The sequence below is a fragment of the Tropicimonas sp. IMCC34011 genome (assembly GCF_003390865.1).
GTDB lineage: Bacteria > Pseudomonadota > Alphaproteobacteria > Rhodobacterales > Rhodobacteraceae > Tropicimonas_B.
Window position 1 is genome coordinate 150,574 of record NZ_QMEJ01000003.1, and the last position, 26,181, is coordinate 176,754.

Here is a 26,181-nt window from a genome sequence, read left to right on the forward strand (position 1 = left end):
ATGACGGCGCCCGCGGACCTGCCGGCCGCGTGGGTTGCCGCTGGGCGAACGGAGTGCAGGGGCGCGGCGGACGCGCTCTTCCCGTGGTTCAGCGTCACCAAGACCGCGATTGCCGCTGCCGCGCTGAAGCTTCACGAAGCGGGCAGGCTCGACATCGAGGCGCGGCTTCCTGGCAAGCCGTTCTCCATGGCCCAGCTTCTTCAGCATCGTGCCGGCCTGCCCGATTACGGCGGCCTGCCGGAGTATCGCGAGGCCGTTGCCCGCAGGGAGCCGCCGTGGCCGCGGGAGGAGCTGCTGCGCCGCGCCGGGGCCGGGGCGCTCGTTTATCCGCCGGGGCAAGGCTGGCGCTATTCCAACATCGGCTACATGCTCGCCGGCCGCATCGTGGCGGACGTGACGGGAGGGACGCTCGCAGAGGCGCTCCGAACCCTCGTCGCGGGTCCGCTTGGCCTCGAGACCATGCGCCTCGCGGACGCCGACGACTTCGCACAATTGCATTGGAGCGCGGACGGTTACGATCCGGGGTGGGTCTATCACGGCTGCCTCGTCGGCACGGCCGCGGATGCCGCGCGGATGATGGACGGCATTCTCGGAGGCGGGCTCCTGCGACCGGAGACGCTGGAGCGGATGCTACGGCGCCATCCGCTCGGGGATGGCATTCCGGGCCGCCCCTGGACGCGGCATGGCTACGCGCTCGGCCTGATGTCGGGTGAGGTCGCGAGGCTCGGGCGGGCCGTCGGTCATTCGGGCGGCGGGCCCATCGGGAGCTGTGCCGTCTACCGCTTTGCCGATCTTGCGGCGCCGGTGACGGTCGCCGTCTTCTCGCCGGGCACCGATGAGGGCGTGCCCGAAACGGAGGCGGTGCGCCTCGCGTCCATCAGGGCTTGAACGGCTTCATCCCGGCGCGGGCCAGCTCGTCCGCCCGCTCGTTCTCCGGGTGGCCGGCATGGCCCTTCACCCATTCCCACGTCACGTCATGGGTATGCTGCGCGGCGTCGAGGCGCTTCCAGAGCTCCTCGTTCTTCACCGGCTTCTTGGAGGCGGTGCGCCAGCCGTTGCGCTTCCAGCCATGGATCCAGCCGGTCACGCCGTTCTTCACGTAGGCGCTGTCCGTCACGACGGTGATGCGGGTCGGACGCTTGAGGCTTTCGAGCGCGTGGATCGCGGCCAGAAGCTCCATGCGATTGTTGGTCGTGTTGGCCTCGCCGCCCTTAAGCTCCTTTTCCCGCACGACCTCTTCCCCCTCCTTTGCCTGGAGTAGGGCGCCCCAGCCGCCGGGGCCGGGATTTCCGGAGCATGCTCCGTCGGTAAAGGCGAAAAGATGAGGCATGGCGCGGGGGATAGAGCGGGAGCGACGCGGCGTCCAGCCCGTCAGGCCAGCGCGGCGACGAGGCCGAGGCTGATCGTGACGATTGCCGTCAAGGGAATGCGCAGGGTCATCCACCATCCGGGCGCCAGACCGGCGCGCTGGTAGAGCCAGTCTAGGAGCAGAAGGGCGAGGAAACCTGCGATCACGGCCCGCGCGGCATCCGCCCCTCCGCCGCCTGTGAAGAAGAAGGCCCAGAGGGCCGGGAGGACCGAAAGGGCGTACCAGTGCCACTGGGCACCGGCGTCTCGCGCTGCGAAGCCCCAGAGCACGCCGGACATGAAGCAGAGGATCACGACGCCGTAGAAGACGGCAACGTAGGGCGCGGTGAAGCGTCCGCCGAGGGACAGATAGGCCCAGTCGTTCAGCGCGGGGACAAGGGCGCAGGCCAGGCCCCACAGGAATGGAAGGAGCCCCGCGGCACCGAAGAGGGCCGCAGGGAGCGGGACGGCTCTCACGCGGGCTCTCTCAGGGCGCGGGGGACTTTGAACTCCACCCGCTCCACGGCCGTCTCGACCAGTTCGATCCGGAGGTCGTACCGCGCGCGGAACGCGTCCACGACCTCGTTCACCAGAACCTCGGGGGCGGAGGCGCCGGCGGTGATGCCGAGCGATTCGATCCCCTCGATGGCACGCCAGTCGATATCGGAGGCGCGCTGGACGAGCTGGGAATAGCGGCAGCCGGCGCGAGCGCCGACCTCGACCAGGCGTTTCGAGTTCGACGAGTTCGGCGCCCCGATCACGAGAAGCGCGTCGATCGCCGGCGCCATCGCCTTCACCGCCTCCTGGCGGTTGGTGGTGGCGTAGCAGATGTCTTCCTTGTGCGGCCCGACGATGGCGGGGAAGCGCGACGTCAGGGCCTCCACGATCTCGCGGGTATCGTCGATCGAGAGGGTGGTCTGGGTTACGAAGGCGAGGCGCTGGGGATCGCGCACCTCCAGCGTCGCCACGTCGGCCGGCGTCTCGACCAGGAGGACCTCACCGTCCGGGAGCTGCCCCATCGTGCCCACCGTCTCGGGATGGCCGGCATGGCCGATCATCACGATCTGGAGACCTTCCTCCGAATGACGCGCCGCCTCGATATGCACCTTCGAGACGAGAGGGCAGGTCGCGTCGACGAAGATCATCTCCCGCCGCGCGGCTTCGGCCGGGACCGCCTTCGGGACGCCATGGGCGGAGAAGATCACGGGGCGATCCTCCGGGCATTCCTCGAGTTCCTCGACGAAGATCGCGCCCTTCTCCCGCAGGCCGTCAACGACGTAGCGGTTGTGGACGATCTCGTGCCGCACGTAGACGGGAGCGCCCCATTTCTCGAGCGCCATCTCGACGATCTTGATCGCGCGGTCCACGCCGGCGCAGAAGCCGCGCGGGGCGGCGAGATGGATGGTGAGCGGGGGGCGGGGCATCTCGGTCATGGCCCAAGAGGTAAGGCCGCCGGGCCCTGCCGTAAAGGCGTCAGCCGAACGTCCTGATCGCGCCGTCCACGAGTCCGGCGAAGACGATGTATCGTCCGGTCTTGGCGATGGCCACGAGAATGAGGAAGACCGCGAACCGGGTCCGGAAGATGCCGGCGGCGACGGTTATGGCATCCCCGAGCGGCGCCCAGCTCAGCAGGAGGGACCAGATGCCCCAGCGCGAATACCAGTCCTGCGCGCGGGCCAGCTGCGCCTCCGAGGCGGGAAACCAGCGCCGCCCCTTCAGCCGCTCGATGCCGAGGCCCATGACGTAGTTGACCACCGAGCCGAGCGTGTTGCCGACGGACGCGACCGCGATGATGACCCATAGCGGGGCGGTCCCGGCCGATTGCAGCGCGGCGAAAACGATTTCGGACTGAAACGGAAGGATGGTCGCCGCGCCGAATGCGGCGAGGAACAGGATCGCGAGATCGGCGAGGGGATGGCCCGTGGTCACGGGAGGCAATCTCCCCCTGCCGTCAGCTCCGGGACAGGGCCTCTGCGCCCTGCGGTTCGGGGCGGGGCTCCCGCGGGGGGCGGCCGATCACATCCTTCAGTTCGTCGAGTTCGATGAAGTTGTCTGCCTGACGGCGCAGTTCGTCCGCGATCATCGGCGGCTGCGAGCGGATGGTGGACACCACCGACACACGTACTCCGGAGCGCTGGAGGCTCTCGACCAGCGGCCGGAAATCGCCGTCTCCGGAAAAGAGAACGATGTGATCAACGCGCGGAGCCAGCTCCATGGCATCGACTGTCAGCTCGATATCCATGTTGCCCTTGACCTTCCGGCGGCCCTGGCTGTCGATGTACTCCTTCGCGGGCTTCGTCACCATGGAGAAGCCGTTGTAGTGCAGCCAGTCGACGAGGGGACGGATGGGCGAGTAGTCGTCGTTCTCCAGAAGGGCGGTGTAATAGAAGGCCCTGAGGAGCTTGCCGCGGCGCATGAACTCCTGGCGGAGCAGCTTGTAGTCGATGTCGAACCCGAGCGACTTTGCCGCGGCATAGAGGTTCGAGCCATCGATGAAGAGCGCGAGGCGCTCGTCGCGGTAAAACATTCAAATGCCCTTTCAAAATGCGTGGCAGACCGAAAAGGGGCTTTGTCTGCCCATACGATCAAGAGCTAGGGAAAGCGCATGGTGCTGCAAGTCAATGAACGTCACGTTATCGACACAATTGGGGGTGTCGCACTGGGATCGAATGCCGCATCGCGCGCCGGTTCGCCCGCGCGGACGGTGACGGCGGCCATGCGCGCGATGGAGCGCTGCGGCTTCGTGATCCTGCGTCGAAGCCGGCTCTATCGCACCGCGGCCTTCCCCGCCGGCTCCGGCCCGGACTTCGTGAACGCGGTGGTCACGGTCAGCACGACGATGGGACCTCGGGACGCCCTCGCCGCGCTCCATGAGATCGAGGCGGCCTTCGGGCGGCGGCGGCACAGGCGCTGGGCGCCGAGGGCGCTCGATCTCGACCTGCTCTGGCTGGGAGACAGCGTGCTGCCCGGACGCTCAGAGTGGCAAAGGTGGCGCAAGCTGGCGCCAGAGCGTCAGCGGGCCGAGGCACCGGACGAGCTCATCCTGCCGCACCCGCGCATCGCGGATCGGCCTTTCGTGCTCGTGCCTCTGGCGGAGGCGGCGCCAGACTGGCACCATCCGGTCACGGGCCAGACCCCGGCGGACATGATCCGAAGCCTTCCCGCCGGCGCGCGGGGCGGACCTCGAGCCATGAGCCTCTCCCTTGCAAACCGGCCGGCAAGGCGTTAGAGACGCGTTTTCCGCACTCTGATCGCTGGAGAGTCGTTCCATGGCACGCGTTACCGTCGAAGACTGCGTCGACAAGGTCCCGAACCGCTTCGAGCTCGTCCTGCTCGCCGCGCACCGTTCGCGTGAGATCTCCTCGGGCGGCAAGCCCAGCGTGGACCGCGACAACGACAAGAACCCCGTCGTCGCGCTGCGCGAGATCGCCGACGAGACCCAGCAGGCGGATGATCTGCGGGAGCGGATGATCGAGTCCAACCAGACCCAGATCGAAGTCGACGAGCCCGAAGAGGACAGCATGTCTCTCCTCATGGGCTCCGAGAGCAGTGCCGACCGTCCGGCCGATGACGACATGTCCGAAGAGAAGCTGCTGCGCGCCCTGATGGAAGCGCAGGAGCAGAAGTAAGACGAGCGACAGCGCCCATACGCTGGCCGCGCCGCATCACGGCGCGTCCCTCGACGTCGAGGATCTCGTCGAGCTCATAAAGGCGTACAACCCGCGCAGCGACACCGATCTGATCCGCGCCGCATATGCTTACGGCGCGGACATGCACGAGGGTCAGTTCCGCGATTCGGGCGAACCCTACTTCATCCATCCCGTCGCCGTCGCCGCGCTGCTGACCGAGCAGCGGCTTGACGATTCGACGATCGTGACCGCCCTTCTGCACGATACGATCGAGGATACGCGGGCGAACTGGACCGATATCTCCGACCGGTTCGGCGCCGACATCGCCGATCTCGTGAACGGCGTCACCAAGCTGACCAATCTCCAGCTCTCCTCCTCCGAAACGCGGCAGGCGGAGAACTTCCGCAAGCTCTTCATCGCCATGTCCCGCGATCTGCGGGTGATCCTGGTGAAGCTGGCGGACCGGCTTCACAACATGCGCACCATCCGCTTCCAGCGCCACGAGAAGCAGGTGAAGAAGGCGCGCGAGACGATGGACATCTATGCCCCCCTGGCCGGGCGGATGGGCATGCAGTCGATGCGGGAGGAACTCGAAGACCTCGCCTTCCAGGTGCTGAACCCCGAAGGCCGCCTATCCATCATGCGTCGCTTCGTGCGGCTTCAGAACGAAACCGGCGACGTGATCCAGAAGATCACGAGCGACATACGGCTCGAACTCTCGAAGGCGCAGATCGATGCGGACGTGTTCGGCCGTGCGAAGCGCCCTTACTCGATCTGGCGCAAGATGCAGGAGAAGAGCCAGGGCTTCTCCCGCCTGTCGGACATCTACGGCTTTCGCGTCATCGTGGATACCGAGAGGGATTGCTATGCCGTCCTCGGCGCGATCCACCGCCGCTGGTCTGCCGTGCCGGGCCGCTTCAAGGATTACATCAGCCAGCCCAAGTCCAACGGCTACCGATCGATTCACACCACGGTCTCGGGCCGGGACGGCAAGCGCGTCGAGGTGCAGATCCGCACCCGGCAGATGCACGAGGTCGCCGAGGCGGGCGTTGCCGCGCACTGGTCCTACCGCGACGGTGTCCGCGCGCAGAACCCCTTCGCCGTCGACCCCGCCAAGTGGCTGTCCACGCTGAACGACCGCTTCGGAGATACCGATCACGAGGAATTCCTCGAGCATGTGAAGCTCGAGATGTATTCCGACCAGGTGTTCTGCTTCACCCCGAAAGGCGAAGTGGTGAAGCTGCCGAAGGGCGCGACGCCGCTCGACTTCGCCTACTCGATCCACACGCGGATCGGCGATTCCTGCGTCGGTGCGAAGATCGACGGCATCCGGGTTCCGATGTGGACGCGGCTGAAGAACGGCCAGTCCTGCGAGATCATCACCGCCGAGGGGCAACGACCGCAGGCGACCTGGCTCGATATCGTCGCGACGGGCCGCGCGAAGTCCGCAATCCGCCGCTCCCTCCGCGAGGAGAACCGCGAGCGATACATAAAGCTTGGGCGGGAGCTCGTCAGGCAGGCCTTCGAGCAGGTCGGGCGGACGGCGACGGACAAGGCCCTGCGCATGGCGGCGAAGAAGCTGACCCTGCCCGATGCGGACACGCTTCTCGCGCGTCTCGGCAGCGCGGAGCTCTCCGCGCGGGACGTCGTGACCACGCTCTATCCGAAGCTTGCCGACAGCGGCGGCGAGCGGGAGCCGGTGGACCAGACCCGCGCCGTCCTCGGCCTTGCGCCCGACCAGACGCCCCAGCGGGCCTCATGCTGTCAGCCGGTGCCGGGCGAGCGGATCGTCGGCATCACGTATCGTGGGCGCGGCGTCGTGGTGCATGCCATCGACTGCCCACTCCTGGTGGAATTCGAGGAGGAGGCCGAGCGCTGGGTCGACCTGCACTGGCATTCGGGCCCCCACCCGCCGGTCTATACCGTTCGTCTCGAGCTGGTGCTGGCCAACGCGACCGGCGCGCTCGGCCGGATCTGCACCCTTGTGGCCGAGCAGAAGGCGAATATCTCGGACCTGCAGTTTCTTGATCGCAAACCGGACTTTTACAGGTTGCTGATTGATGTGGACCTGCGAGACGTGGAGCATCTGCACATGGTCGTGACGGCACTTGAGGCCGATAGCGATGTTGCAGAGATATCGCGGATGCGAAACCTGGAACGCGGACCTGCATGATGCGCCGGTCCCAATCGAACGAGGCCCTCTGGACGTGTTCAAGCGGAGAGAAAAGCGGAGCTGGGCCCGAATCGCATGGTCAGCGATCTGGCCGCGCGGCGGTTACGGCCGCGCGTTCCAGTACGTCCAGCACCGCGTAAGCCGCATTCCGGACCGGCCCGAGCGCATCGCACGAGGTATCTTCGCGGGCGTGTTCGTCTGCTTCACTCCGCTCTTCGGGCTTCACTTCGTGCTCGCGCTGCTCATCGGCCGGATCCTGCGGGCGAACATCTTCGCCGCGCTCATCGCAACCTTCTTCGGCAACCCGATCACCTTTCCCGTCATCGCGTGGGTGAGCCTGACGCTCGGGCACTTCATCCTCGGCACGCAGTTCAAGGACGAGGTGCGCAACTCGCTGTTCGAGAAATTCGCTTGGGCGATGTCGGACCTCTGGGCCAATCTCGGCGCGCTCTTCACGCCGGACAAGGCGAACTGGCTCGGGCTCCACAGGTTCTATTCCGAGGTTTTCCTGCCCTATCTCGTGGGAGGGCTGCTCCCTGGCCTCATCGCCGGGATCATCGCGTTCTACCTCTCCCTGCCTGTCGTTACCGCCTATCAGAAGCGCCGCAAGGGCCTCGTGAAGCGGCGAGCCGCGCGGCTGCGGGGCGCCCACCAGCCGGATAACGGATAAGAAGACCGGGCGGGCTGCCTTATTCGTCTTCCTGCGGGGCCGTGCCCGCATCTTCGTCCATGTCGTCCTCCGGCAGGTCGCAGATCGCGCGGAGGGACTGCCACTCCTCCTCCGACAGGACCGGGGCGAAGGCATCGCCTTGCGTTTCGGCAGATCGGGCCGCCTCGGCGCGGCCGGCGAGACTGGGATGGCTGGCGACGTATTCCAGAACACCGCCCATGTCCCCGTGCTCCTCCCGCAGGCGGTCGAAGAACTGGGCGATGGCTTCGGAGGGAAGTTCCGCCGCTGCCAGCATGTCGAACGCGAAGCGGTCCGCCGCGGCCTCGGCCTCCCTGGTATAGGCTGCGGAGGCCACCTGCTCGGCAATCACCGCGGCGGCGGCACCGCCTGCGAAATCGCCGATGACGAGTGACAGGATCCCGGCCGAGCCCGCGGCCCGCAGCGTCAGCCGGAGAGGGTCCCTCGACGCGACGTGACCGAGCTCATGCGCCAGGATCCCGGCCACTTCCTCGGGGCTCTCGGCGGCATAGATCAGTGCCGAGAAGATGACGACATGCCCGCCGGGCGCCGCAAAGGCGTTCACCATGCCGCTGTCGAGGACGCGGATCTTCACATCGTAGGGCACGTCGAGATCGGCGATCAGCCGATCCCGCATCTTTTGCAGCGCCGCATCGCCCTCGGCGGTGGAGCACATCGCGTCCTCCCCGCGCGCGCCGAAGGCCCGCTCCACCTGTGCGACGACGGTGGTGCCGATCTGCTCCTCCCGGTCGGGCGGGATCATGCGGGCGATGGTGTCCGACAGGCGGGGCAGGATGACGAAGAGGATCAGGAGGATGGCGCCGATGGCGGCAACGCCGCGAACCAGGATCCTGCGCGCGGTTCCGGGCGGCGTCGCGCTGGCCTTGCGGTTTGGACATAGCGCGGCGAGCGCGGCGACGTCGCGCGCCGCCTCCACGACCAGACGCGCCTCGTCCGTCCCGGACAGGTGAAAGACGCCGTGGCCCTTCGATCCGGGGTCGCGCACCTGCCGGACGTCCTTCAAGGGCCAGATCGCGAGGGGCGCACCGCTTTCGGCGAGGATCGTCATCCGGCCGGACCCGGCATCGGCAACCGCGCGCACGGCGCGCTCTCCGGCGGTCCGGCCGTCGTGGAAGAGGGCCGGAACCGAAGTCTGACCGTGAAGAGAGGACCCCGTCATCCCGCTCAGAAGCCCGCGCCGATATCAAGGGCGTCGGCGAAGCCTTCGGCATCCACGACCTCGTCCCGCTCCCGCTGGGTGATGAGATCGAGCCGGCCGGCGTTCAGGATCGTCAGCGTCTCGATATAGTGCCGCAAAATCGGCTGGGTGATGAAGACGACGGCCAGCGCTCCGGCCATGAGAATGGCGCCGACATAGGCGACGCTCGTCAGGATCACGAGGCCGAGGCCGACCACCTCCTGGTCCACGTAGGCAAGTTGCTCGAAGCCTCCGGAGGCGAAGACCAGCATGACCGCCACGATGATCAACGGGATCAGGATCGCCGTCACGCAAAGGCCGAGCAGCATCGTTCCGCCGATATAGATGCCGATGACACTGCCGGTCCTTGGCTGCGCGTCGAAGCGGATTCCGTTGCCCAGTTCCTTCTCGGCCGCCATGAGGCGGAAGGACTGGACGGAGTAGGAGACCGCGCCGACGGAGATCCAGACGTAGCCGGCCGCCAGCAGCATCATGCCGAAGCCCGTCAGGAAGGAATAGCCGGCCGGGCCGGGGGGAAGCATGGTGCCGAAGCCGACGCAGGCCGCGCCCGCAATCAGGATGGCGAGCGCGATGAAGATCTGGCGCATGGCACGGTAGAGCATTGTCCACTTGCCGTGCTGCTCGAAGCGCGCCGTGCCGTAATAGGTCCTGTCGATCATGTACTTCTCGAGCCGGAAGGTCATGAGCGGCAGCAGCAGACCGAAGCTCAAGATTGTGGCGACGGCATAGAGAACGGCGCGCCAGGTATAGCCGAGGGCGCCCTTCTCGATCCCGAACCGGATGCCGCGCCAGCGCGTACGGGCGAGCTGGTAGCGCCGTGCCCGGTAGCGCGCGAAGAACAGCAGCGGCGCCACGGCGGCGAAGCTGAGCAGGGACGTCGCCATCTGCGCCATGATCGCCGCGTCCGTGGTGCCGCCGGAGAACATGGAGAGACCGACGGCGAAGAGGATCAGCTGGAAGACGCCGAGATAGACCGCCAGCACCACCACCGCGAGGAGAAAGCCGAGCAGCATCTCGAGGCCCGTGCCGGTATATTCGAACGGCGAACCACCGGGCCGGATCGAGGACCAGAGATAGCGGCGGATCCGCGTCTTGGCCCAGAAGCGATAGATACCGAGCGTGATGAGGGTGAGAAAGCCGGTCTTGAGCGCAAGCCAGAAGAGCGGGCCGCCCTCGCCATCGTATTGCGCCTTGAGGGCGTCCCCGAATGCGGAGGAGGGCTCCGTACCTGTATCGCTCATCGGAAATGCCTTTCGCGGAAAATCGCTTCTGACGCAGGGGCAATCCTAATGCCGCGATCCCTCCCGCGTCACTTATCCGTGTATGCCCCGCAGCCTGATGCGGCAATGGGGTCACCCGGCGGTCAGGCGGGGAGGCGCCGGCTCAGTTGAAGCGGTTGTCGCGCGGGAAGCCGCGGGGGGCCATGCGTCCCGAACCGGCGCGCTTGCCGACCCATTCGGAGAGATCCCGCTCGGTGCGCGTCCGGCCCGCAGGATCGGTCCAGGACAGGCCGTTCTCCAGCGTCAGCGTCGTCGCGTCGGACATCCCGCCGTCCTTGTACTTCTGGAGGCGCACGCCCTTGCCCCGCGCCATCTCCGGCAACTCGGTCAACGGGAAGACCAGCATCTTGCGGTTCTCTCCGACGACGGCGACGTGGTCCCCGTCGATGGCCTTGCAGAGCGCGGCAGCCGCCGGGGCCTTCACGTTCAGCACCTGCTTGCCGGCCTTGGTCTGTGCGAGGAGCTCGTCGGCATTGGCGACGAACCCGTCGCCGGCGGTCGAGGCGAGCAGGAGCTTCTGACCCTTGCGGTGGATCCGCAGCGCGGTGATGTCCGCCTCGTTGGGCAGATCGACCATGAGGCGCACCGGCTCCCCCATCCCGCGCCCGCCAGGCAGGGAGGTCACGGGAAGGGTATAGACGCGCCCGTTGGAGCCGAGGAGCAGCAGCTTGTCCGTCGTCTCGGCATGGATCGCGAAGCGGCCCTCGTCCCCGTCCTTGAACTTCAGCGGCTGATCGGCGGCGACGTGGCCCTTCATCGCCCGGATCCAGCCCATCTTCGAGCAGACCACGGTGACGGGCTCGCGCTCGATCATCGCCTCCACCGGCACCTCTGCCACGGCCTTGGCCTCGGCGATTGCGGAGCGGCGGGCGCCGCCGGGGCTATTCTTGCCGAAGGTCTTGCGGACCTCCTTCAGCTCGGCGGCGATGCGCTGCCACTGGAGCTCCTCGCTGCCGAGAAGGTCCATCAGGCCGGCGCGCTCCTCGGTCAGCTCGTCGCGCTCGCGGCGCAGCTCCATTTCCTCGAGGCGGCGCAGCGACCGCAGGCGCATGTTGAGGATCGCCTCGGCCTGCGTCTCCGTCAGGTCGAACTCGGCCATCATGACCGGCTTCGGCTCGTCCTCGGTGCGGATGATCTCGATCACCCGGTCGAGGTTGAGGAAGGCGACGATGTAGCCTTCGAGAATGTGCAGCCGCGCATCGATCTTGCCGAGGCGGTGGCGCGAGCGGCGCAGAAGGACGTCCCGACGGTGATCGAGGAACGCCCGCAGCACGTCCTTCAGCGAACAGACCTTCGGCGTGCGCCCGTCGATCAGCACGTTCATGTTCATCGAGAACCGCACTTCGAGGTCCGAGTTGCGGAACAGCATCCCCATCAGCACGTCGGCATCGACGGTGCGGGAGCGAGGTTCAAGAACGACGCGCACGTCCTCGGCGCTCTCGTCCCGCACATCGGCGAGGATCGGGATCTTCTTGAGCTGGATCAGCTCGGCGAGCCGTTCGATGAGTTTCGACTTCTGGACCTGGTAGGGGATCTCGGTGACGACGACCTGCCACTGGCCGCGCCCGAGTTCCTCGATCTCCCACCGGGCCCGCAGGCGGAACGCGCCGCGGCCGGTCCGGTAGGCTTCGGCCATGCTGGCGGGCGGCTCCACGATGACGCCGCCCGTCGGGAAGTCCGGGCCCTGGACGTAGCTCATCAGCGTATCGTTCCGCGCATCCGGGGTCTTCAGCAGATGGAGGCAGGCGCCGAGAAGCTCGTCGATGTTGTGGGGCGGAATGTTCGTCGCCATGCCGACGGCGATGCCGCTGGATCCGTTGGCCAGAAGGTTCGGAAAGGCGGCCGGCAGGACGACGGGTTCCTGGAGCGTGCCGTCGTAGTTGTCCCGGAAATCGACGGCATCCTCGGTCAGGCCGTCCATCAGGGCTTCCGCGGCGGCGGTCAGGCGGGCTTCGGTGTAGCGCGCGGCCGCCGGGTTGTCTCCGTCGATGCTGCCGAAGTTGCCTTGGCCATCGACCAGCGGGTAGCGGATGGAGAAGTCCTGCGCGAGGCGCGCCATCGCGTCGTAAATCGCGCTGTCACCGTGCGGATGATAGTTGCCCATCACGTCGCCGCTGATTTTCGCTGATTTTCGATACCCTCCAGCGGAACTCAGCCGAAGTTCGCGCATTGCATACAGGATACGGCGATGGACTGGTTTCAGCCCGTCGCGCGCATCGGGAAGTGCGCGGTTCATGATCGTGGAAAGGGCATACGTCAAGTAGCGCTCGCCGATGGCTCGGCGAAGCGGCTCGGCAAGTGCCGGCGAAGGGTGGTCCGGCTCGTCGGCGCTCTCGCTCATACGGTCTGAGTAGCGAAGCCTCTCGGTGGCTACAAGGGTAACGAAAAAGGAGCGTCCGTCTCGCGGGGCAGGACATTACGGCAACAATGCAGAAACACGCGTTCGATAATTTTTCCATCCAGGCACGTTCGACCCAGGCGGAGGCAAAGTAATGCTCGGTAAGTATGTTGCAGGAACGCTCCTCGTCCTCGGTGGTGCGATGCTCATCGTCCCGGAAACCGGTGATGTCGACGTGACCCGTGCCGCCACGGCACCGTCCGCCCTCGCCGCGCCCGTCGTTCAGGCCAGCGCCGAACCGGCCGATCTCGATCAGGCCCGGAATATCGTTCAGGCGGCGGTTCAAGGCTCCGTCGGGGCGAAGCCCGCTGTCGCATCCGATGCGCCTGATTCCGCCGCTCAGGCCGAAGCCAACCCCAGCGGCACGCTTGAGCTTTCCGACGAAACGCGGCGCGTCCTTGCTGCTGCGGGCGGCGTTGTCGACGCTGATCGCGATTGGGAGGCGCTCGCCGCCGACCCGGCCGCGGATGCCCAGATGCTGGAAGTTTCCGGCTCCCGCGTGAATGTCAGATCCGGTCCGTCGACCGGCCACGGTGTCATCGACTCCCTCGTTCGTGGCACCGATGTCGAGCTCGTTTCCGAGGACGCATCCGGATGGGCGAAGATCCGGATGTCCGGCGGTCGCGAAGGCTACATGGCCCGCCGCTTCCTCGACGAGATCGGCTGAACCGTCTTGCCGTCAGGCAACCGGGCGTAGAGGGTGGCGGCTGATCCCGCCACCCTTTCGCGTTTCAGGCTCCAAGTGACCAAGAGATCCATCCTCATCACGGGTTGTTCCTCCGGCATCGGAGAGGCCACGGCCCGGGGCCTTAACGCCGATGGTTGGCGCGTCTTTGCGGCCTGCCGACAGGAAGCGGACGCAGAGCGGCTGAGGGAGGAGGGGCTGGAGGGGATCCGCCTCGATTACGACGATGCCGATAGCATCGCCTCCGCGGTGGCCCATGTGACGGACGTAACGGGCGGGCGGCTCGATGCGCTCTTCAACAACGGGGCCTTCGCACTGCCGGGCGCCCTTGAGGACCTGCCGACGGACGGTCTTCGGGCAATCTTCGAGACCAACGTCTTCGGTTGGCACGAGCTGACGCGGCAGGTGCTTCCGATCATGCGGGCGCAAGGGTCGGGCCGCATTCTCAACTGTTCTTCCGTCTTGGGTCTCGTTCCGATGAAGTGGCGAGGGGCCTACGTTTCCACCAAGTTCGCGCTGGAGGGAATGACGGACGTGCTGCGGCTCGAGATGCGCGACACACCGATCCGGGTCGTCCTGATCGAGCCCGGTCCGATCACGTCGAAGATCCGGGTCAATTCCATCCCCCATTTCGAACGCTGGATCGACTGGGAAGCCTCGCCGCGCGCCGATCAGTACCGCGAAACGCTGCTGAATCGTCTCTACGAAAGCCGCGGGAAGGACACGTTCGAGCTGCCGCCCGAAGCGGTGGTGAAGGCAGTTCGCCGGGCGCTGAGCGCGAGAAACCCGGCGCCGCGCTATGCCGTCACGGTCCCGACGAAGGCGATGGGGGTCTTGCGACGCATCCTGCCCGGCCGGGCGCTCGACAGGATCATTTCCCTCGGCTGATCGGTCGCACTGGCGGTCCGCCGCATGGGTGCTACGTGCGGGTCAACATTCGACATGAGGCCGACATGAGAGACGATCCGCTGTTCATCGCCATCGCCCTGGCCGGGCTCGTGGTCGTCGCGATCCTCGCGGTGGGGATCGGCACCTTCGCCAAGGGCGGCGAGTTCAACCGCAGGAACGCCAACAAGATCATGCGCCTGCGCATCCTCGCGCAGTTCGCCGCGGTCGTTCTCATCCTGCTGTTCGTCCTGATCCGGAGATAGACCATGGTCGTTCTGAGCAAGATCTACACCCGCAGCGGCGATGGCGGCGAGACGGCGCTTGGCGATGGCACCCGCGTTGCGAAGACGTCCCTGCGCGTCGAGGCCTACGGCACCGTGGACGAACTGAATGCCGCGATCGGCGTCGCGCGCCTTCATGCGGAGGGGGAGATGGGCGAGCGCCTGACGGTGATCCAGAACGATCTGTTCGATCTCGGCGCCGACCTTTGCCGTCCGACCGCGCCGGGAGAAGAGGAGGCGGAGTATCCGCCCCTGCGCGTCACCGATAGGCAGACCGCGCGGCTCGAGACGGAAATCGACGCGATGAACGCGGACCTCGCGCCCCTGCGAAGTTTCGTCCTTCCGGGCGGCTCCACCCTCGCGGCACACCTGCATGTCGCGCGAACCGTCGCGAGGCGGGCCGAACGCATCGCCGTCGCCCTCGCGGACGAGCAGAGCGTGAGCGGCCCGGTCGTGCGGTATCTCAACCGCCTGAGCGACTGGTTCTTCGTCGCGGCACGGCATGCCAACGATGGCGGGGTGGGTGACGTCCTCTGGGTGCCGGGCGCAAGTCGTTAGCGGTAGCATCCGGAAACGTCGCGTTTCCAGCGCCATTCGCCGATATTCGCGGTTTTTCATGAGGCCGGTGCAGGCTAAGTCTTGCCCCAAGATCAAGGCGAGCGGCCTGCGCTCGACAGAAGGAGGGAGAGCCGGATGAAGATCCTGGTGCCCGTGAAACGGGTAATTGATTATAACGTGAAGGTTCGGGTCAAGTCGGATGGATCCGGCGTTGACCTTGCGAACGTCAAGATGAGCATGAACCCGTTCGACGAGATCGCCGTCGAGGAGGCGATCCGACTGAAGGAGGCCGGCAAGGCCGACGAGGTCATCGCAGTGTCCATCGGCGTGGCCAAGGCGCAGGAAACGCTTCGCACCGCCCTCGCGATGGGAGCGGATCGCGCGATTCTCGTCACCGCATCGGACGACGTGCACGAGGATATCGAGCCGCTCGCGGTGGCGAAGATCCTCAAGGCCATCGTCGACGAGGAGAAGCCCGAGCTGGTGATCTGCGGCAAGCAGGCGATCGACAACGACCTGAACGCGACTGGCCAGATGCTGGCGGCGCTTCTCGGCTGGAGCCAGGCGACGTTTGCGAACAACGTCGAGCTGGGCGATGGCGATGCGACCGTGACCCGCGAGGTCGATGGGGGTCTGCAGACCGTGAAGGTCAAACTTCCGGCCATCGTCACGACCGACCTGCGGCTCAACGAGCCGCGCTACGCGTCCCTTCCGAACATCATGAAGGCGAAGAAGAAGCCGCTCGATCAGAAGACGCCCGAGGATTACGGCGTCGACGTCGCGCCGCGCCTGAAGGTGGTGAAGACGGTCGAGCCCGCTGAGCGCAAGGCCGGCATCACCGTCGCGTCGGTCGACGAACTTCTCGACAAGCTGAAGAACGAAGCGGGGGTTCTCTGATGGCTGTTCTGCTCATTGCCGAAGTCTCCGGCGCCGACCTCGTCCTCGATGCCACCGCCAAGGCGCTGACCGCGGCGAAGGAGCTCGGCGACGTGACCGTCCTCGTCGCCGGCGAAGGGTGCGAGGGCGCTGCCGAGGCCGTCTCGAAGCTCGACGGCGTCTCCAAGGTTCTCTGCTGCTCCGATGCGGCCTACGGGCATAACCTGCCCGAGGCGACCGCACCTCTCGTCGTCGGCCTCGCGGGCGATTACGAGCATATCTGCGCGCCGGCGACGACGAGCGCCAAGAACCTGCTGCCCCGTGTCGCGGCACTGCTCGACGTGATGGTCATCACCGACGTCTCCGGCATCGTGAACGGCTCCACGTTCGAGCGCCCGGTCTACGCCGGCAACGCCATCCAGACCGTGGAGAGCCGGGACGCCAAGAAGATCCTCTCGATCCGCACCTCGACCTTCGATGCAGCGGGCGAGGGCGGCTCGGCATCCGTCGAGAAGATCGACGCCGCCGAGAATCCGGGCCTCTCCGAATGGGTCGAGGACAAGGTTGCCGAGAGCGATCGTCCCGAGCTCACCTCCGCCTCCATCGTCGTGTCGGGCGGCCGGGGCCTCGGCTCCGAGGAGCAGTTCGAGCTGGTGGAAAAGCTGGCCGACAAGCTGGGCGGCGCCGTCGGCGCGTCCCGTGCCGCGGTCGACTCGGGCTACGCGCCGAATGACTGGCAGGTCGGTCAGACCGGCAAGGTCGTGGCGCCCGATCTCTACATCGCCATCGGCATTTCGGGTGCGATTCAGCACCTTGCCGGGATGAAGGATTCCAAGGTGATCGTCGCGATCAACAAGGACGAGGAAGCGCCGATCTTTCAGGTCGCCGATTACGGCCTCGTCGGCGATCTCTTCGAGCTCGTCCCGGAACTGACCGAGAAGGCGTAAGTCAAAAGGCGGCGCGGGGGCCATGATCTCCCGCGCCGCCTTGCCGCACTGCCCCTGCCGCCATAGATGATCGGCATGGCTCTTCCTCCCCCCTTCGGCCCCAAAAAGCCGACCGTCTCCGTCGTCCGCCTCACGGGCATGATCGCCGCCAACGCGCGCGGCCTGAACGACGCCACAGTGGCGCCGCTTCTCGAGCGGGCCTTCCGGCGAAAGCCCAAGGCTGTCGCGATCTCCATCAACTCGCCCGGCGGCTCGCCCGTGCAATCCTCCCTCATCGGTGCGCGGATCCGCCGTCTGTCCGAGGAGAAGGAGATCCCGGTCATCGCCTTCATCGAGGATGCGGCGGCCTCGGGAGGCTACTGGCTTGCGGCAGCGGCGGACGAGATCTTCGTCGATCCGAGTTCCATCGTCGGCTCCATAGGCGTGATCTCCTCCTCCTTCGGGTTTCAGGAGTTCATCGACCGTCACGGCGTCGAGCGGCGGATCCACACCTCCGTCGGCTCCAAGTCCTTCCTCGACCCGTTCCGGCCCGAGAAGGAGGAGGATGTTGAGCGCCTCCGCCGCCTGCAGGACGAGATCCACGAGGCATTCACCGCGCATGTCGTGGCAAGGCGGGGCGCGCGTCTGACCAGCGACGAGGACCTGTTCACAGGTGAGTTCTGGACCGGCAAACGTGCCGTCGAGCTCGGCCTCGCCGACGGGGTGGGGCACCTCGTGCCGGAGATGAAGCGTCGTTTCGGCGACAAGGTCCGGTTCAACGTGCAGGCGCCCAAGCGCAGTCTCTTCCGGCGGATCGGCCTCGGTGCGGCGACGGAGCTGCTGTCCGCTGCCGGCGACCACGTGGAGGAGCGGGCCCAGTGGGCGCGCCTCGGCCTCTGAGATGATCGTCAAGATCGTCACCATCTTCCTCGTCGCGATGATCGTCCTTGCGATGTTCGGTCGCCTGCGCTGGCCCGGCCATGCGCATCGCAGCGCCCGAAAGCCCGCGCGCCCGCCGAAATGCCGCGCTTGCGGCGCGCCCCGCATCGGCACCGGCCCGTGCCCCTGCGGAGAAAAGTGACATGATCGTCGATATCCTCCTCGTCCTCGTCGGGCTGGCGGTGCTCCTCTTCGCGGGCGACGCGCTCGTGAAGGGCGCCGTCAATCTCGCGCTCAGGATCGGCATTCCTGCGCTGATCGTCTCCCTCACCGTCGTCGCCTTCGGCACATCGGCGCCGGAGCTTCTGATCTCCGTCGCCGCGGTTCTCGACGATGCGGCCGGACTGGCGCTCGGCAATGTCGTCGGCTCCAACATCGCCAATGTGCTCCTTGTGGTCGGCGTGCCGGCGCTCGTCTTCGGGATGAGCTCCATGGGGCCAGACTCGAAGCGGTCGTTCGTCGTGATGCTGGGGGCGACGGCGATCTTCATCGCGATGGCCTTCACTGGGCCGTTCACCTGGATCCACGGCCTGATCCTTCTGGCGCTCCTCGCAGCGGTGCTGACCGACTCCGCGCTCGATGCGCGGCGCCACCGGAAGGCAAGTAAGGCGAAGGCCCCCGAGGAGGATCTTGAAGGTGCCGATGCGTCGATGTCCGGCAAGAAAATCGCGCTCTACCTCGTCATCGGCCTCGTCGGCCTTCCCATAGGCGCGCAGATCCTCGTGACATCCGCCGTCTCCATCGCCGAGACGCTGAATATCCCGGACACGGTGATCGGCCTCACGCTCGTTGCCATCGGCACGTCGCTGCCGGAGCTCGCGACGACCTTCTCCGCGGTGAAACAGCGGCAGGCGGACGTGGCGATCGGCAACGTGATCGGCTCGAACATCTTCAACCTGCTCGGCATCATCGGCGTCGCGGCTCTCGTCGGCCCGATCCCCGTCGACCCCCAGATGCTGCGGGTGGACCTCTGGGTCATGGCGGCCGCCGCGCTCCTGCTCCTGCCGGCCGTGATGTGGCAGAAACGCATGGGCCGCGTCTTCGGCGGCGTGCTCCTCGTTCTCTACGCCGCCTATCTCGTGGCCGTCGTGGCATGAAGCGCGCGCTTGTCACAGGCGCCGGCCAGCGGCTCGGCCGGGCGATGGCGCTCTACCTCGCGGGGCGGGGCCTCGACGTTGCTGTTCACTACAACGGCTCCGGGCAGGAAGCGGAGGCCGTGGCGGGCGAGATCCGCGCAATGGGGCTGACGGCCGTGACCGTCCAGGCGGACTTCCTCGATCGCGCAGCCGTCCGCGGCCTCGTTCCGGATGCCGCCGACGCCCTTGGGGGGCCGCTCGATCTTCTGGTGAACAACGCCTCGATCTTCGAGTATGACCGCCTTGCAAGCGCGACGCCCGAGAGCTGGGACCGGCACATGCGCTCCAACCTCGAAGCACCTTTCTGGCTTCTGCAATCCTTCGCGGAGCGTGCTTCCAAGGCGGAAACGGATGCGGCCGGCGAGCCCGTCTCCCGCGCGCTATGCGTGAACATGGTGGACCAGCGCGTCCGCAAGCTGACGCCGCATTTCGCGACCTACACCCTCGCCAAGGACGCACTCTGGACGCTGACCCGAACGGCCGCGCGGGACCTCGCGCCGGATATCCGCGTCAACGCCATCGGCCCCGGGCCGACGATGAAGGCCGCCGGCCAGTCCGAGGAGCACTACCGCCGTCAGCGGGCTGCCACGATCCTCGGGCGCGGGGCCGATCCGGACGATATCTGCGCGGCGCTGGGGTATTTTTTGGACGCCAAGGCGGTGACCGGCCAGCTTCTCTGCGTCGACGGGGGACAGCATCTCAACTGGCGAACGCCGGACATGGCTGGCGGCGACTAGCCGGTATCCGCTGCCCCGACGGCAAGAAGTTGCCAAGACGGCAGAAGGGCGTCCTCGCGGACCCGTTTATTGGCAAATCTTTACAATAGGTTAACGCCAACTGGATAATAAATGACATGGAATCAATGACTTGTGTTTGGACCATCTGTCACAGAACCGTCACTTAGCGCTTGACCCGGGCGGCGCGATGAGGCTGGGGCGGGCGTTATCCCCCGGCTTATCCACAGAATCTGTGGGTGGCTTCCAGACTTGTCCCCCGGCCTTTGATCTGGCCCTTCAGGATTGGAGCACGCGATGACGGATCCCCGCGCCACCGGCGAAGCGCCCATGACCGAGGACAGCCGCCCGGCGCCCGACGGCCCGCGTGGGTATGAGTGCGTCAAAAGCTATCTCAGGACGCTGGACAGCTCTCCCGGCGTCTACCGCATGCTCGATTCCGAAAGCCGCGTTCTCTATGTCGGGAAGGCGCGGAACCTCAAGGCGCGGGTCTCCAGCTACTCACGCCCCTCACCGCAGCACTCTCCCCGGATCTCCCGCATGATCCTGGACACCGCCGCGATGATGTTCCTCACGACGCGGACGGAGGTGGAGGCGCTGCTGCTCGAGCAGAACCTCATCAAGCAGCTCAAGCCCCGTTACAACGTGCTGATGCGGGACGACAAATCGTTCCCGAACATCCTCGTCTCGAAGGACCATGCCTTTCCGCAGATCAAGAAGCATCGCGGCGCGCGGACGGAAAAGGGCTCGTATTACGGCCCCTTCGCGAGCGCCGGCGCCGTGAACCGCACGCTGAACCAGCTGCAGAAGGTCTTCCTGCTCCGCAACTGTTCGGATTCGGTGTTCGAGAGCCGCACGCGTCCATGCCTGCTGCACCAGATCAAGCGCTGCAGCGCTCCCTGTACCGGTCATATCGACGCCGAAAGCTATACCGGCCTCGTCCGCGATGCGGAGCGCTTCCTTCAAGGCAAGAGCACCGACGTGCAGGGCCAGCTCGCGAAGGAGATGGCGGAGGCATCCGAGGCGATGGAGTTCGAGCGCGCAGCCGCGATCCGGGACCGGATCCGCGCGCTCACGCAGGTGCAGGGCGTTCAGGGGATCAATCCAAGGGGCGTCGCTGAGGCCGATATCGTCGCGCTGCACATGGAGGGAGGGCAGGCCTGCGTGCAGGTCTTCTTCATCCGTGCGCACCAGAACTGGGGCAACCGGGACTACTATCCCCGTCTCGGCGGCGTGGAGAGTCCGACAGAGGTCCTCGAAGCGTTCCTCGGCCAGTTCTATTCCGGCAAGGAGCCGCCCCGGCAACTCCTGCTGTCGCACGACATCGAGGAGCGGGAGCTGATGGAGACGGCGCTTGGGGAGAAGGCCGGCCGCAAGGTCTCCATCCTCGTGCCGCAGCGCGGTGAAAAGGCGGAGCTCGTCGAGAGCGCGTCCCGCAACGCCCGCGAGAGCCTGGCTCGGCGCATGTCCGAAAGCGCGGCGCAGACGAAGCTTCTCGCCGGGCTGGCGGAGGCGCTGGACCTGCCGGCGCCGCCCTCCCGCATCGAGGTCTACGACAACTCTCACATTCAGGGCACGAACGCCGTCGGCGGCATGATCGTCGCGGGGCCGGAGGGCTTCCTGAAGAGCCAGTACCGCAAGTTCAACATCAAGGGCACCGAGCTGACCCCCGGAGACGATTTCGGGATGATGAAGGAAGTCCTGACACGTCGGTTCCAGCGCCTCCTGAAGGAGGACCCGGACCGGCAGGGCGAGACCTGGCCGGATCTTCTGCTGATCGATGGCGGCGCGGGGCAGGTCTCTGCAGTGGCCGAGATCATGGCCGACCTCGGTGTCGAGGATGTGCCCTTCGTCGGCGTGGCCAAGGGCATCGACCGCGATGCCGGCAAGGAGGAGTTCCACCGGCCGAGGGGCCGACCCTTCGCGCTCCGCCACAACGATCCGGTGCTCTACTTCGTGCAGCGGATGAGGGACGAGGCCCACCGCTTCGCCATCGGTGCGCACAGGCAGAAGCGGGCCAAGGGCGTCGGCGCGACCCCGCTCGACGATATCCCGGGCGTCGGCGCGGGCCGCAAGCGCGCGCTGCTGACGCATTTCGGATCGGCGAAGGCTGTCTCCCGCGCGGACCTTGCCGATCTGAAAGCGGTGGACGGGATCAGCGCTGGCCTCGCGGAGAAGATCTACGACTTCTTCCACGAGCGCGGCTGATCAGGCAGCGCGCCTGCTTCGTCATGCGGAGCGAAAGACGCTCGCCGACGGCACGAAAGAGGCGCGCCTAGTCCGTGCTCTCGAGGCAATGCCGGCGGAAGGCCCGCTTCAGCATGTCCAGTTCCGCGCGCAGAAGATCGATCTCGGCGCGCAGGTCCTCGTCGAGCGGCGCGCCGGCGACTATGGCGAAGCTTGCGAGCATGTCACCCGTCTCCTCGTCCCGCACGACGATGGTTCGCACGCCGTCCGACAGCAACTCGGCGGGGATGGCCAGCCGCGCCTCCCAGGTGCCGGGGCGGCCGGGATCCGCGGTCACGTCCGGTGCGGGCAGCGCGTCGCCGGCGCTTTTAGCGGCGAGGCGCGGCGGATCGGTGCGGCCGTTCCCCTCGAGGGTCGCGATCCAGGTTCCGGCGCGGAGGGCGGACGCGCCCAGCGTGAGGGTCATGGCAGGTCCTTTCAGAGCTCGGCGCGGCGGCGACGGGTGAAGGTCAGGTCCCGGATCAGGATCTGGTTCAGTTCCGGCCCCTCGAAGATCAGATCGATCCAGGCCTGCTCCACCCTTTTCTCGTTCAGGTCGGAATATGCGAGGTCGAACTCCACCATCGCCTCGTCCCGGCCGAGCGGAATCTCCCGTACGAGCTGCTCGGTGTTGGGCCCGTGGCGCACGTTGAGGCGCGCGAACAGCTCGAGCGGCTTCTCCGTCTCGGCCGCGATGCGAAGACCGAGGAGGTGGCGGCGGGTGAGGCCGCTGGCGGCGTCTCGAGGCAGGTTCAGGACGAGGCTGAGGAAGGAGCCGTCGAAGGCGAAGACGTCCATCCTCAGACCGAACCGCGCGAGGTCGAGAGCGCCGGTATTGCGGACCTGACGCAGGCTGAGCTCGCTGACGCGGCAGTCGTGGAAGACCGTGAGTTCGGAGCCGACCGCCTGCCGGCTCTCGATGGCGGCGAGGCCGGGCGGATGGACCGGCCCGGTCCAGAGTTCGGGGCGCCAGGCCCAGTCCGTTCCGAGCGGCTTTTGGATCGCACCGTGCGCTTGCCCGCTGAGGCCCAGCCGTCCCTCGGCTGCGTGCAGGACGCGGTCGAGCTCGCGGCGCAGGACCCGCGCTTCGCTGCGCGCCCGTTTGAGCTCGGCGGGCTCCATGGTCGGGGCGGTCTCGGCGGCCCGGCGCCAGCGCCTGAGAGCGCGCTGTCCCGCGATCCGGTCGAGTCCTGAGCCGAACCTGCCTGCCATGCCGCCGCGCCTTCACCGCATTGAGACCGATCTTGCGCGGGTGCCTCGCAGAGCCGCGCAAGATCGGAGGGTAACGTGAGCCTCTTAAAGGTCCATGTAAACGTGGGTCTCGGCGGACGCGCCGGGATGCGTGACCGCGCCGTACCGCGCTCCGCCGACGAGCTGGGCGAACTTGAAGAGCGCGCCGGAGGCGTAGTTGGTCGGCTTCGGCCCGGCCCACTCGTCCTTCCGCGCGGCGAGGTCGGCCTCGGAGAGGTCGACGTCGATCTTCCCGGTCACCGCGTCGATGGTGATCATGTCACCTGTCTTCAGCAGAGCGATGGGGCCGCCATGGGCCGCTTCGGGTCCGACGTGACCGACGCAGAAGCCGCGCGTGGCGCCCGAGAAGCGGCCATCGGTGATGAGCGCGACCTTCTTGCCCATGCCCTGCCCGGAGAGGGCGGCGGTGGTGGACAGCATCTCGCGCATGCCGGGGCCGCCGGCGGGGCCCTCGTTGCGGATCACGATGACCTCGCCTTCCTCGTACTCGCGGTTCTGCACGGCCTCGAACGCCTCTTCCTCGCATTCGAAGACGCGGGCGGGGCCGGTGAAGACCTGCTCTTCGGCGGACATGCCGGCCACCTTCACGATCGCCCCGTCGGGAGCGATATTGCCGCGCAGCCCGACGACGCCGCCGGTCTTCGTGATCGGGGTCTCGATCGGGTAGATCACCTTGCGGTCGGGCTCGCCGGCGGTGCGGTCCAGCTCTTCGCCGATGCTCAGGCCGGAGGCGGTGATGCAATCCTCGTGGATGAGGCCGGCCTTGCGCAGCTCCTTCATGACGACCGGAATGCCGCCGGCATTGTAGAGATCCTTCGCGACGTACTGGCCGCCGGGCTTGAGATCCACGAAGTAGGGGGTGTCGTGGAAGATCTCGCAGACGTCGAAGAGGTCGAAGTCGATCCCGGCCTCGTTGGCGATGGCCGGCAGGTGCAGGCCGGCATTCGTCGATCCGCCGGTGCAGGCGACGACGCGGGCGGCGTTTTCCAGGCTCTTGCGGGTGACGATGTCGCGGGCGCGGATGTTCTTCTCGATGAGGGACATCACCGCTTCGCCCGAGGCGGTCGCATACTGGTCCCGGCTCTCGTAGGGCGCGGGCGTGCCCGAGGAGTTGAAGAGCGCGAGGCCGATGGCCTCGGAGACACACGCCATCGTGTTCGCGGTGAACTGTCCGCCACAGGCGCCGGCCGACGGGCAGGCGACCCGCTCGAGGATGGCGAGAGCGGCGTCCGACAGGGTGCCGTTCTGGTGACGGCCGACCGCCTCGAACATGTCCTGCACGGTCAGGTCGCGGGTCGCGAAATCCTCGGGCACGTCGGCGCCGGCGGGGACTTTCCCGGGCAGGATCGAGCCGCCGTAGATGAAGACCGAGGGAACGTTCAGGCGGACCATCGCCATCATCATTCCGGGCAGGGACTTGTCGCAGCCGGCGAGGCCGACGAGCGCATCGTAGCAATGCCCGCGCATGGTCAGCTCGACCGTGTCGGCGATGGCCTCGCGGGAGGCGAGCGAGGAGCGCATGCCCTCATGGCCCATCGCGATGCCATCGGTGACGGTGATCGTGGTGAACTCGCGCGGCGTGCCGGCGGCGGCCTTGACGCCGAGCTTCACTGCCTGCGCCTGACGCGACAGGGAGATGTTGCAGGGCGCGGCTTCGTTCCAGCAGGTGGCGACGCCGACGAAGGGACGGTCGATCTCCTCCTCGCTGAGACCCATCGCGTAGTAATAGGAGCGGTGTGGGGCGCGGGACGGTCCTTCCGTCACATGCCGGCTGGGCAGTTTGGACTTGTCGCTCTTGCTCTTCAGCATGGCTCGGCTCCCCGGGGTCTGACGCTCTCGTATGATCCCGCGTGGCATAGACCCGGCCTCCAAGCGGAGCAAGCGCGAAGGGGGGAGGGCAGGGGCGATCCGGCCGGACGGCGGCCCGATGGCCCGTCCGGACGACCGCGATGCGACATGCGGACGGCAGGCCGGGATCGGATCGCCCGCGGTTCAGGCGGAGGCCGCGCCCCGGCTGACATGTCCCGGCCGCCAAAGGCCCGTTGCCGCGCCGGCGCCGCTCGCCTAGGCATCGGCGGATGAGACACCGCCGCCTTCGAGATTTCGCCGCACCTGCGCGCCAGGCCTGCGCGCCGTGGCAGACGGTGGCCGGCGCGCTGATTGCGATCCTGTCGGGAATCGCGCTCGTCCAGCTTCTGATCATGACGCTGACGTCCCTGACGGCCGGCTCGGCGCAGGGCTGGTTCACCGGGCCGGGACCGATGCCGGCTGTCATCAATATTTCGCTCTTCGGTCTCTTCGCGGCCGGGCTCGCGATTTCGCTCCGCGCGATCCACGACCGGGGGCTGCTCTCCGCCGCCGGCTCCCTGCCCGACGCGCTCGACGATGCCCGGCGGGTTGCCGTGCCGGTGGCGTTTCTCGTGGGGCTGGTGCTGCTCCTGCCGCAGGCGGGCGGAACGGCGCGCACGCCGCTTCCCTTCGGGGCCTGGCTCCTGCTTCTGCCGCTGTCCCTCGCCGCCGTGATGCTGCAGGCCGCGACGATGGAGATCTTTTTCCGTGGCTACCTCGCGCAGCAGATCGCCGCGCGCTGGCCCGAAGGTCCGTGGTGGGCCGTGGTGCCCGCGGCGATCTCCGCGCTGGCCTATCTGCCCTCCGGCGGGCCGCCCGAGGCGGCGTGGCTGGGACTGATCTGGGGCGGCGCCTTCGGCCTTGCCGCGGCGGATCTGACCGGGCGGACGGGGACGATCGGGGCGGCCGTGGCGCTGACCGCGGTGGTGAACGCGGCGGGACTGGTCTTCGTGACGTCGGGCGCGTCGATGTCCCCCCTCGCGCTCTGGCATGCGGGGTCCGCGCTTCAGGAGGCCGGTGTGGTCCTGACGGCGGCGACGGACCTCACGCTCCTTCTCGTGCTGTGGCTGGCGGCGCGGCTGGCCCTTCGGGTCTGAGC

28 protein-coding genes are annotated in these 26,181 nt (G+C 67.2%); 17 read left to right on the plus strand and 11 right to left on the minus strand.

Translation table 11 applies throughout. The annotated features are described in order from the left end of the window. Positions 1-888 carry a serine hydrolase gene (locus DQG15_RS10115; RefSeq protein ID WP_116084962.1) on the plus strand — a complete coding sequence of 296 codons (888 nt, stop codon included), beginning with the start codon at positions 1-3 and terminating at the stop codon, positions 886-888. Here DQG15_RS10115 and rnhA read toward each other — a convergent pair. From rnhA to DQG15_RS10140, 5 genes are read right to left on the minus strand one after another with little or no spacing between them, the layout of a single operon-like run. Further along, complete coding sequence (rnhA, locus tag DQG15_RS10120) at positions 878-1,330, minus strand: ribonuclease HI (RefSeq protein WP_116084964.1); 453 nt, start codon at positions 1,328-1,330, stop codon at positions 878-880. The genes DQG15_RS10115 and rnhA overlap by 11 nt on opposite strands. 41 nt (positions 1,331-1,371) lie before the next feature. After that, positions 1,372-1,824, minus strand: a complete 453-nt coding sequence (locus DQG15_RS10125; protein ID WP_116084965.1) for a DUF3429 domain-containing protein — start codon at positions 1,822-1,824, stop codon at positions 1,372-1,374. Next, a complete protein-coding gene (gene ispH, locus DQG15_RS10130; RefSeq protein WP_116085569.1) occupies positions 1,821-2,771 on the minus strand; it encodes a 4-hydroxy-3-methylbut-2-enyl diphosphate reductase in 951 nt (316 codons plus the stop codon). The genes DQG15_RS10125 and ispH overlap by 4 nt, the downstream gene beginning before the upstream one ends. Before the next feature lie 49 nt (positions 2,772-2,820). Beyond that, complete coding sequence (locus tag DQG15_RS10135) at positions 2,821-3,276, minus strand: YqaA family protein (protein ID WP_116084967.1); 456 nt, start codon at positions 3,274-3,276, stop codon at positions 2,821-2,823. A 22-nt stretch (positions 3,277-3,298) separates the two neighbouring features. Further along, positions 3,299-3,874 (minus strand): NYN domain-containing protein, encoded by a 576-nt coding sequence (locus DQG15_RS10140; RefSeq protein ID WP_116084969.1) that lies wholly within the window; start codon positions 3,872-3,874, stop codon positions 3,299-3,301. Between the two features lie 78 nt (positions 3,875-3,952). Here DQG15_RS10140 and folK point away from each other — a divergent pair, with 78 nt between their 5' ends. Genes folK through DQG15_RS10160 form a run of 4 tightly spaced genes read left to right on the plus strand, consistent with a single transcriptional unit; the run spans position 3,953 to position 7,819 of the window. Beyond that, positions 3,953-4,576 (plus strand): 2-amino-4-hydroxy-6-hydroxymethyldihydropteridine diphosphokinase, encoded by a 624-nt coding sequence (gene folK, locus DQG15_RS10145; protein ID WP_116084970.1) that lies wholly within the window; start codon positions 3,953-3,955, stop codon positions 4,574-4,576. 40 nt (positions 4,577-4,616) lie between these two features. Continuing rightward, a complete protein-coding gene (gene rpoZ / locus DQG15_RS10150) occupies positions 4,617-4,976 on the plus strand; it encodes a DNA-directed RNA polymerase subunit omega (RefSeq protein WP_116084972.1) in 360 nt (119 codons plus the stop codon). Positions 4,977-4,998: 22 nt separating this feature from the next. Beyond that, positions 4,999-7,149 carry a bifunctional (p)ppGpp synthetase/guanosine-3',5'-bis(diphosphate) 3'-pyrophosphohydrolase gene (locus DQG15_RS10155; RefSeq protein ID WP_116084973.1) on the plus strand — a complete coding sequence of 717 codons (2,151 nt, stop codon included), beginning with the start codon at positions 4,999-5,001 and terminating at the stop codon, positions 7,147-7,149. A gap of 34 nt (positions 7,150-7,183) precedes the next feature. Then, the gene (locus DQG15_RS10160) at positions 7,184-7,819 is read left to right on the plus strand and encodes a DUF2062 domain-containing protein (RefSeq protein WP_232830797.1); all 636 of its coding nucleotides are present in this window, start codon (positions 7,184-7,186) and stop codon (positions 7,817-7,819) included. 19 nt (positions 7,820-7,838) lie between these two features. Here DQG15_RS10160 and DQG15_RS10165 read toward each other — a convergent pair whose 3' ends face one another. The 3 genes from DQG15_RS10165 to parC form a co-directional block, all read right to left on the minus strand. Continuing rightward, positions 7,839-9,017: a M48 family metallopeptidase gene (locus DQG15_RS10165; RefSeq protein ID WP_116084977.1), complete on the minus strand. Its 1,179-nt coding sequence runs from the start codon at positions 9,015-9,017 to the stop codon at positions 7,839-7,841. 5 nt (positions 9,018-9,022) lie between these two features. Next, a complete protein-coding gene (locus tag DQG15_RS10170; protein WP_116084978.1) occupies positions 9,023-10,297 on the minus strand; it encodes a YjgN family protein in 1,275 nt (424 codons plus the stop codon). Positions 10,298-10,439: 142 nt separating this feature from the next. Further along, a complete protein-coding gene (gene parC, locus DQG15_RS10175) occupies positions 10,440-12,677 on the minus strand; it encodes a DNA topoisomerase IV subunit A (protein ID WP_116084980.1) in 2,238 nt (745 codons plus the stop codon). A gap of 151 nt (positions 12,678-12,828) precedes the next feature. Here parC and DQG15_RS10180 point away from each other — a divergent pair, with 151 nt between their 5' ends. From DQG15_RS10180 to uvrC, 11 genes are all read left to right on the plus strand, one after another. Then, on the plus strand, positions 12,829-13,401 hold the full coding sequence (locus DQG15_RS10180) for an SH3 domain-containing protein (protein WP_232830798.1): 573 nt from the start codon (positions 12,829-12,831) through the stop codon (positions 13,399-13,401). 75 nt (positions 13,402-13,476) lie between these two features. Continuing rightward, on the plus strand, positions 13,477-14,307 hold the full coding sequence (locus DQG15_RS10185) for an SDR family oxidoreductase (protein ID WP_116084981.1): 831 nt from the start codon (positions 13,477-13,479) through the stop codon (positions 14,305-14,307). A gap of 65 nt (positions 14,308-14,372) precedes the next feature. After that, positions 14,373-14,570, plus strand: a complete 198-nt coding sequence (locus DQG15_RS10190; protein WP_116084983.1) for a twin transmembrane helix small protein — start codon at positions 14,373-14,375, stop codon at positions 14,568-14,570. A 3-nt stretch (positions 14,571-14,573) separates the two neighbouring features. After that, positions 14,574-15,146, plus strand: coding sequence for a cob(I)yrinic acid a,c-diamide adenosyltransferase (locus DQG15_RS10195; protein WP_116084985.1), 573 nt, complete (start codon positions 14,574-14,576; stop codon positions 15,144-15,146). A gap of 135 nt (positions 15,147-15,281) precedes the next feature. After that, positions 15,282-16,043 (plus strand): electron transfer flavoprotein subunit beta/FixA family protein, encoded by a 762-nt coding sequence (locus DQG15_RS10200; protein WP_116084986.1) that lies wholly within the window; start codon positions 15,282-15,284, stop codon positions 16,041-16,043. Further along, positions 16,043-16,969: an electron transfer flavoprotein subunit alpha/FixB family protein gene (locus tag DQG15_RS10205; protein ID WP_116084988.1), complete on the plus strand. Its 927-nt coding sequence runs from the start codon at positions 16,043-16,045 to the stop codon at positions 16,967-16,969. The genes DQG15_RS10200 and DQG15_RS10205 overlap by 1 nt, the downstream gene beginning before the upstream one ends. 75 nt (positions 16,970-17,044) lie before the next feature. Then, on the plus strand, positions 17,045-17,848 hold the full coding sequence (locus tag DQG15_RS10210; protein ID WP_116084990.1) for a S49 family peptidase: 804 nt from the start codon (positions 17,045-17,047) through the stop codon (positions 17,846-17,848). A gap of 1 nt (position 17,849) precedes the next feature. Then, positions 17,850-18,029 carry a hypothetical protein gene (locus DQG15_RS10215; RefSeq protein WP_116084991.1) on the plus strand — a complete coding sequence of 60 codons (180 nt, stop codon included), beginning with the start codon at positions 17,850-17,852 and terminating at the stop codon, positions 18,027-18,029. A 1-nt stretch (position 18,030) separates the two neighbouring features. Next, positions 18,031-18,984 carry a calcium/sodium antiporter gene (locus DQG15_RS10220; RefSeq protein ID WP_116084993.1) on the plus strand — a complete coding sequence of 318 codons (954 nt, stop codon included), beginning with the start codon at positions 18,031-18,033 and terminating at the stop codon, positions 18,982-18,984. Next, positions 18,981-19,760 carry an SDR family oxidoreductase gene (locus DQG15_RS10225; RefSeq protein ID WP_116084994.1) on the plus strand — a complete coding sequence of 260 codons (780 nt, stop codon included), beginning with the start codon at positions 18,981-18,983 and terminating at the stop codon, positions 19,758-19,760. Before DQG15_RS10220 ends, DQG15_RS10225 begins: the two co-directional genes overlap by 4 nt. Positions 19,761-20,087: 327 nt before the next feature. Continuing rightward, a complete protein-coding gene (uvrC, locus tag DQG15_RS10230; protein ID WP_116085572.1) occupies positions 20,088-21,965 on the plus strand; it encodes an excinuclease ABC subunit UvrC in 1,878 nt (625 codons plus the stop codon). Positions 21,966-22,032: 67 nt separating this feature from the next. On the opposite strand, the gene DQG15_RS10235 is transcribed toward uvrC, so the two are convergent. From DQG15_RS10235 to ilvD, 3 genes are all read right to left on the minus strand, one after another. Beyond that, a complete protein-coding gene (locus DQG15_RS10235) occupies positions 22,033-22,410 on the minus strand; it encodes a hypothetical protein (protein ID WP_116084996.1) in 378 nt (125 codons plus the stop codon). A gap of 11 nt (positions 22,411-22,421) precedes the next feature. Next, complete coding sequence (locus DQG15_RS10240; RefSeq protein WP_116084998.1) at positions 22,422-23,195, minus strand: DUF6478 family protein; 774 nt, start codon at positions 23,193-23,195, stop codon at positions 22,422-22,424. Positions 23,196-23,279: 84 nt separating this feature from the next. After that, the gene (gene ilvD, locus DQG15_RS10245) at positions 23,280-25,043 is read right to left on the minus strand and encodes a dihydroxy-acid dehydratase (protein WP_116084999.1); all 1,764 of its coding nucleotides are present in this window, start codon (positions 25,041-25,043) and stop codon (positions 23,280-23,282) included. A 269-nt stretch (positions 25,044-25,312) separates the two neighbouring features. On the opposite strand from ilvD, the gene DQG15_RS10250 reads away from it, so the two are divergent. Next, the gene (locus DQG15_RS10250; protein WP_116085001.1) at positions 25,313-26,179 is read left to right on the plus strand and encodes a type II CAAX prenyl endopeptidase Rce1 family protein; all 867 of its coding nucleotides are present in this window, start codon (positions 25,313-25,315) and stop codon (positions 26,177-26,179) included. Positions 26,180-26,181 lie beyond the last annotated feature (2 nt).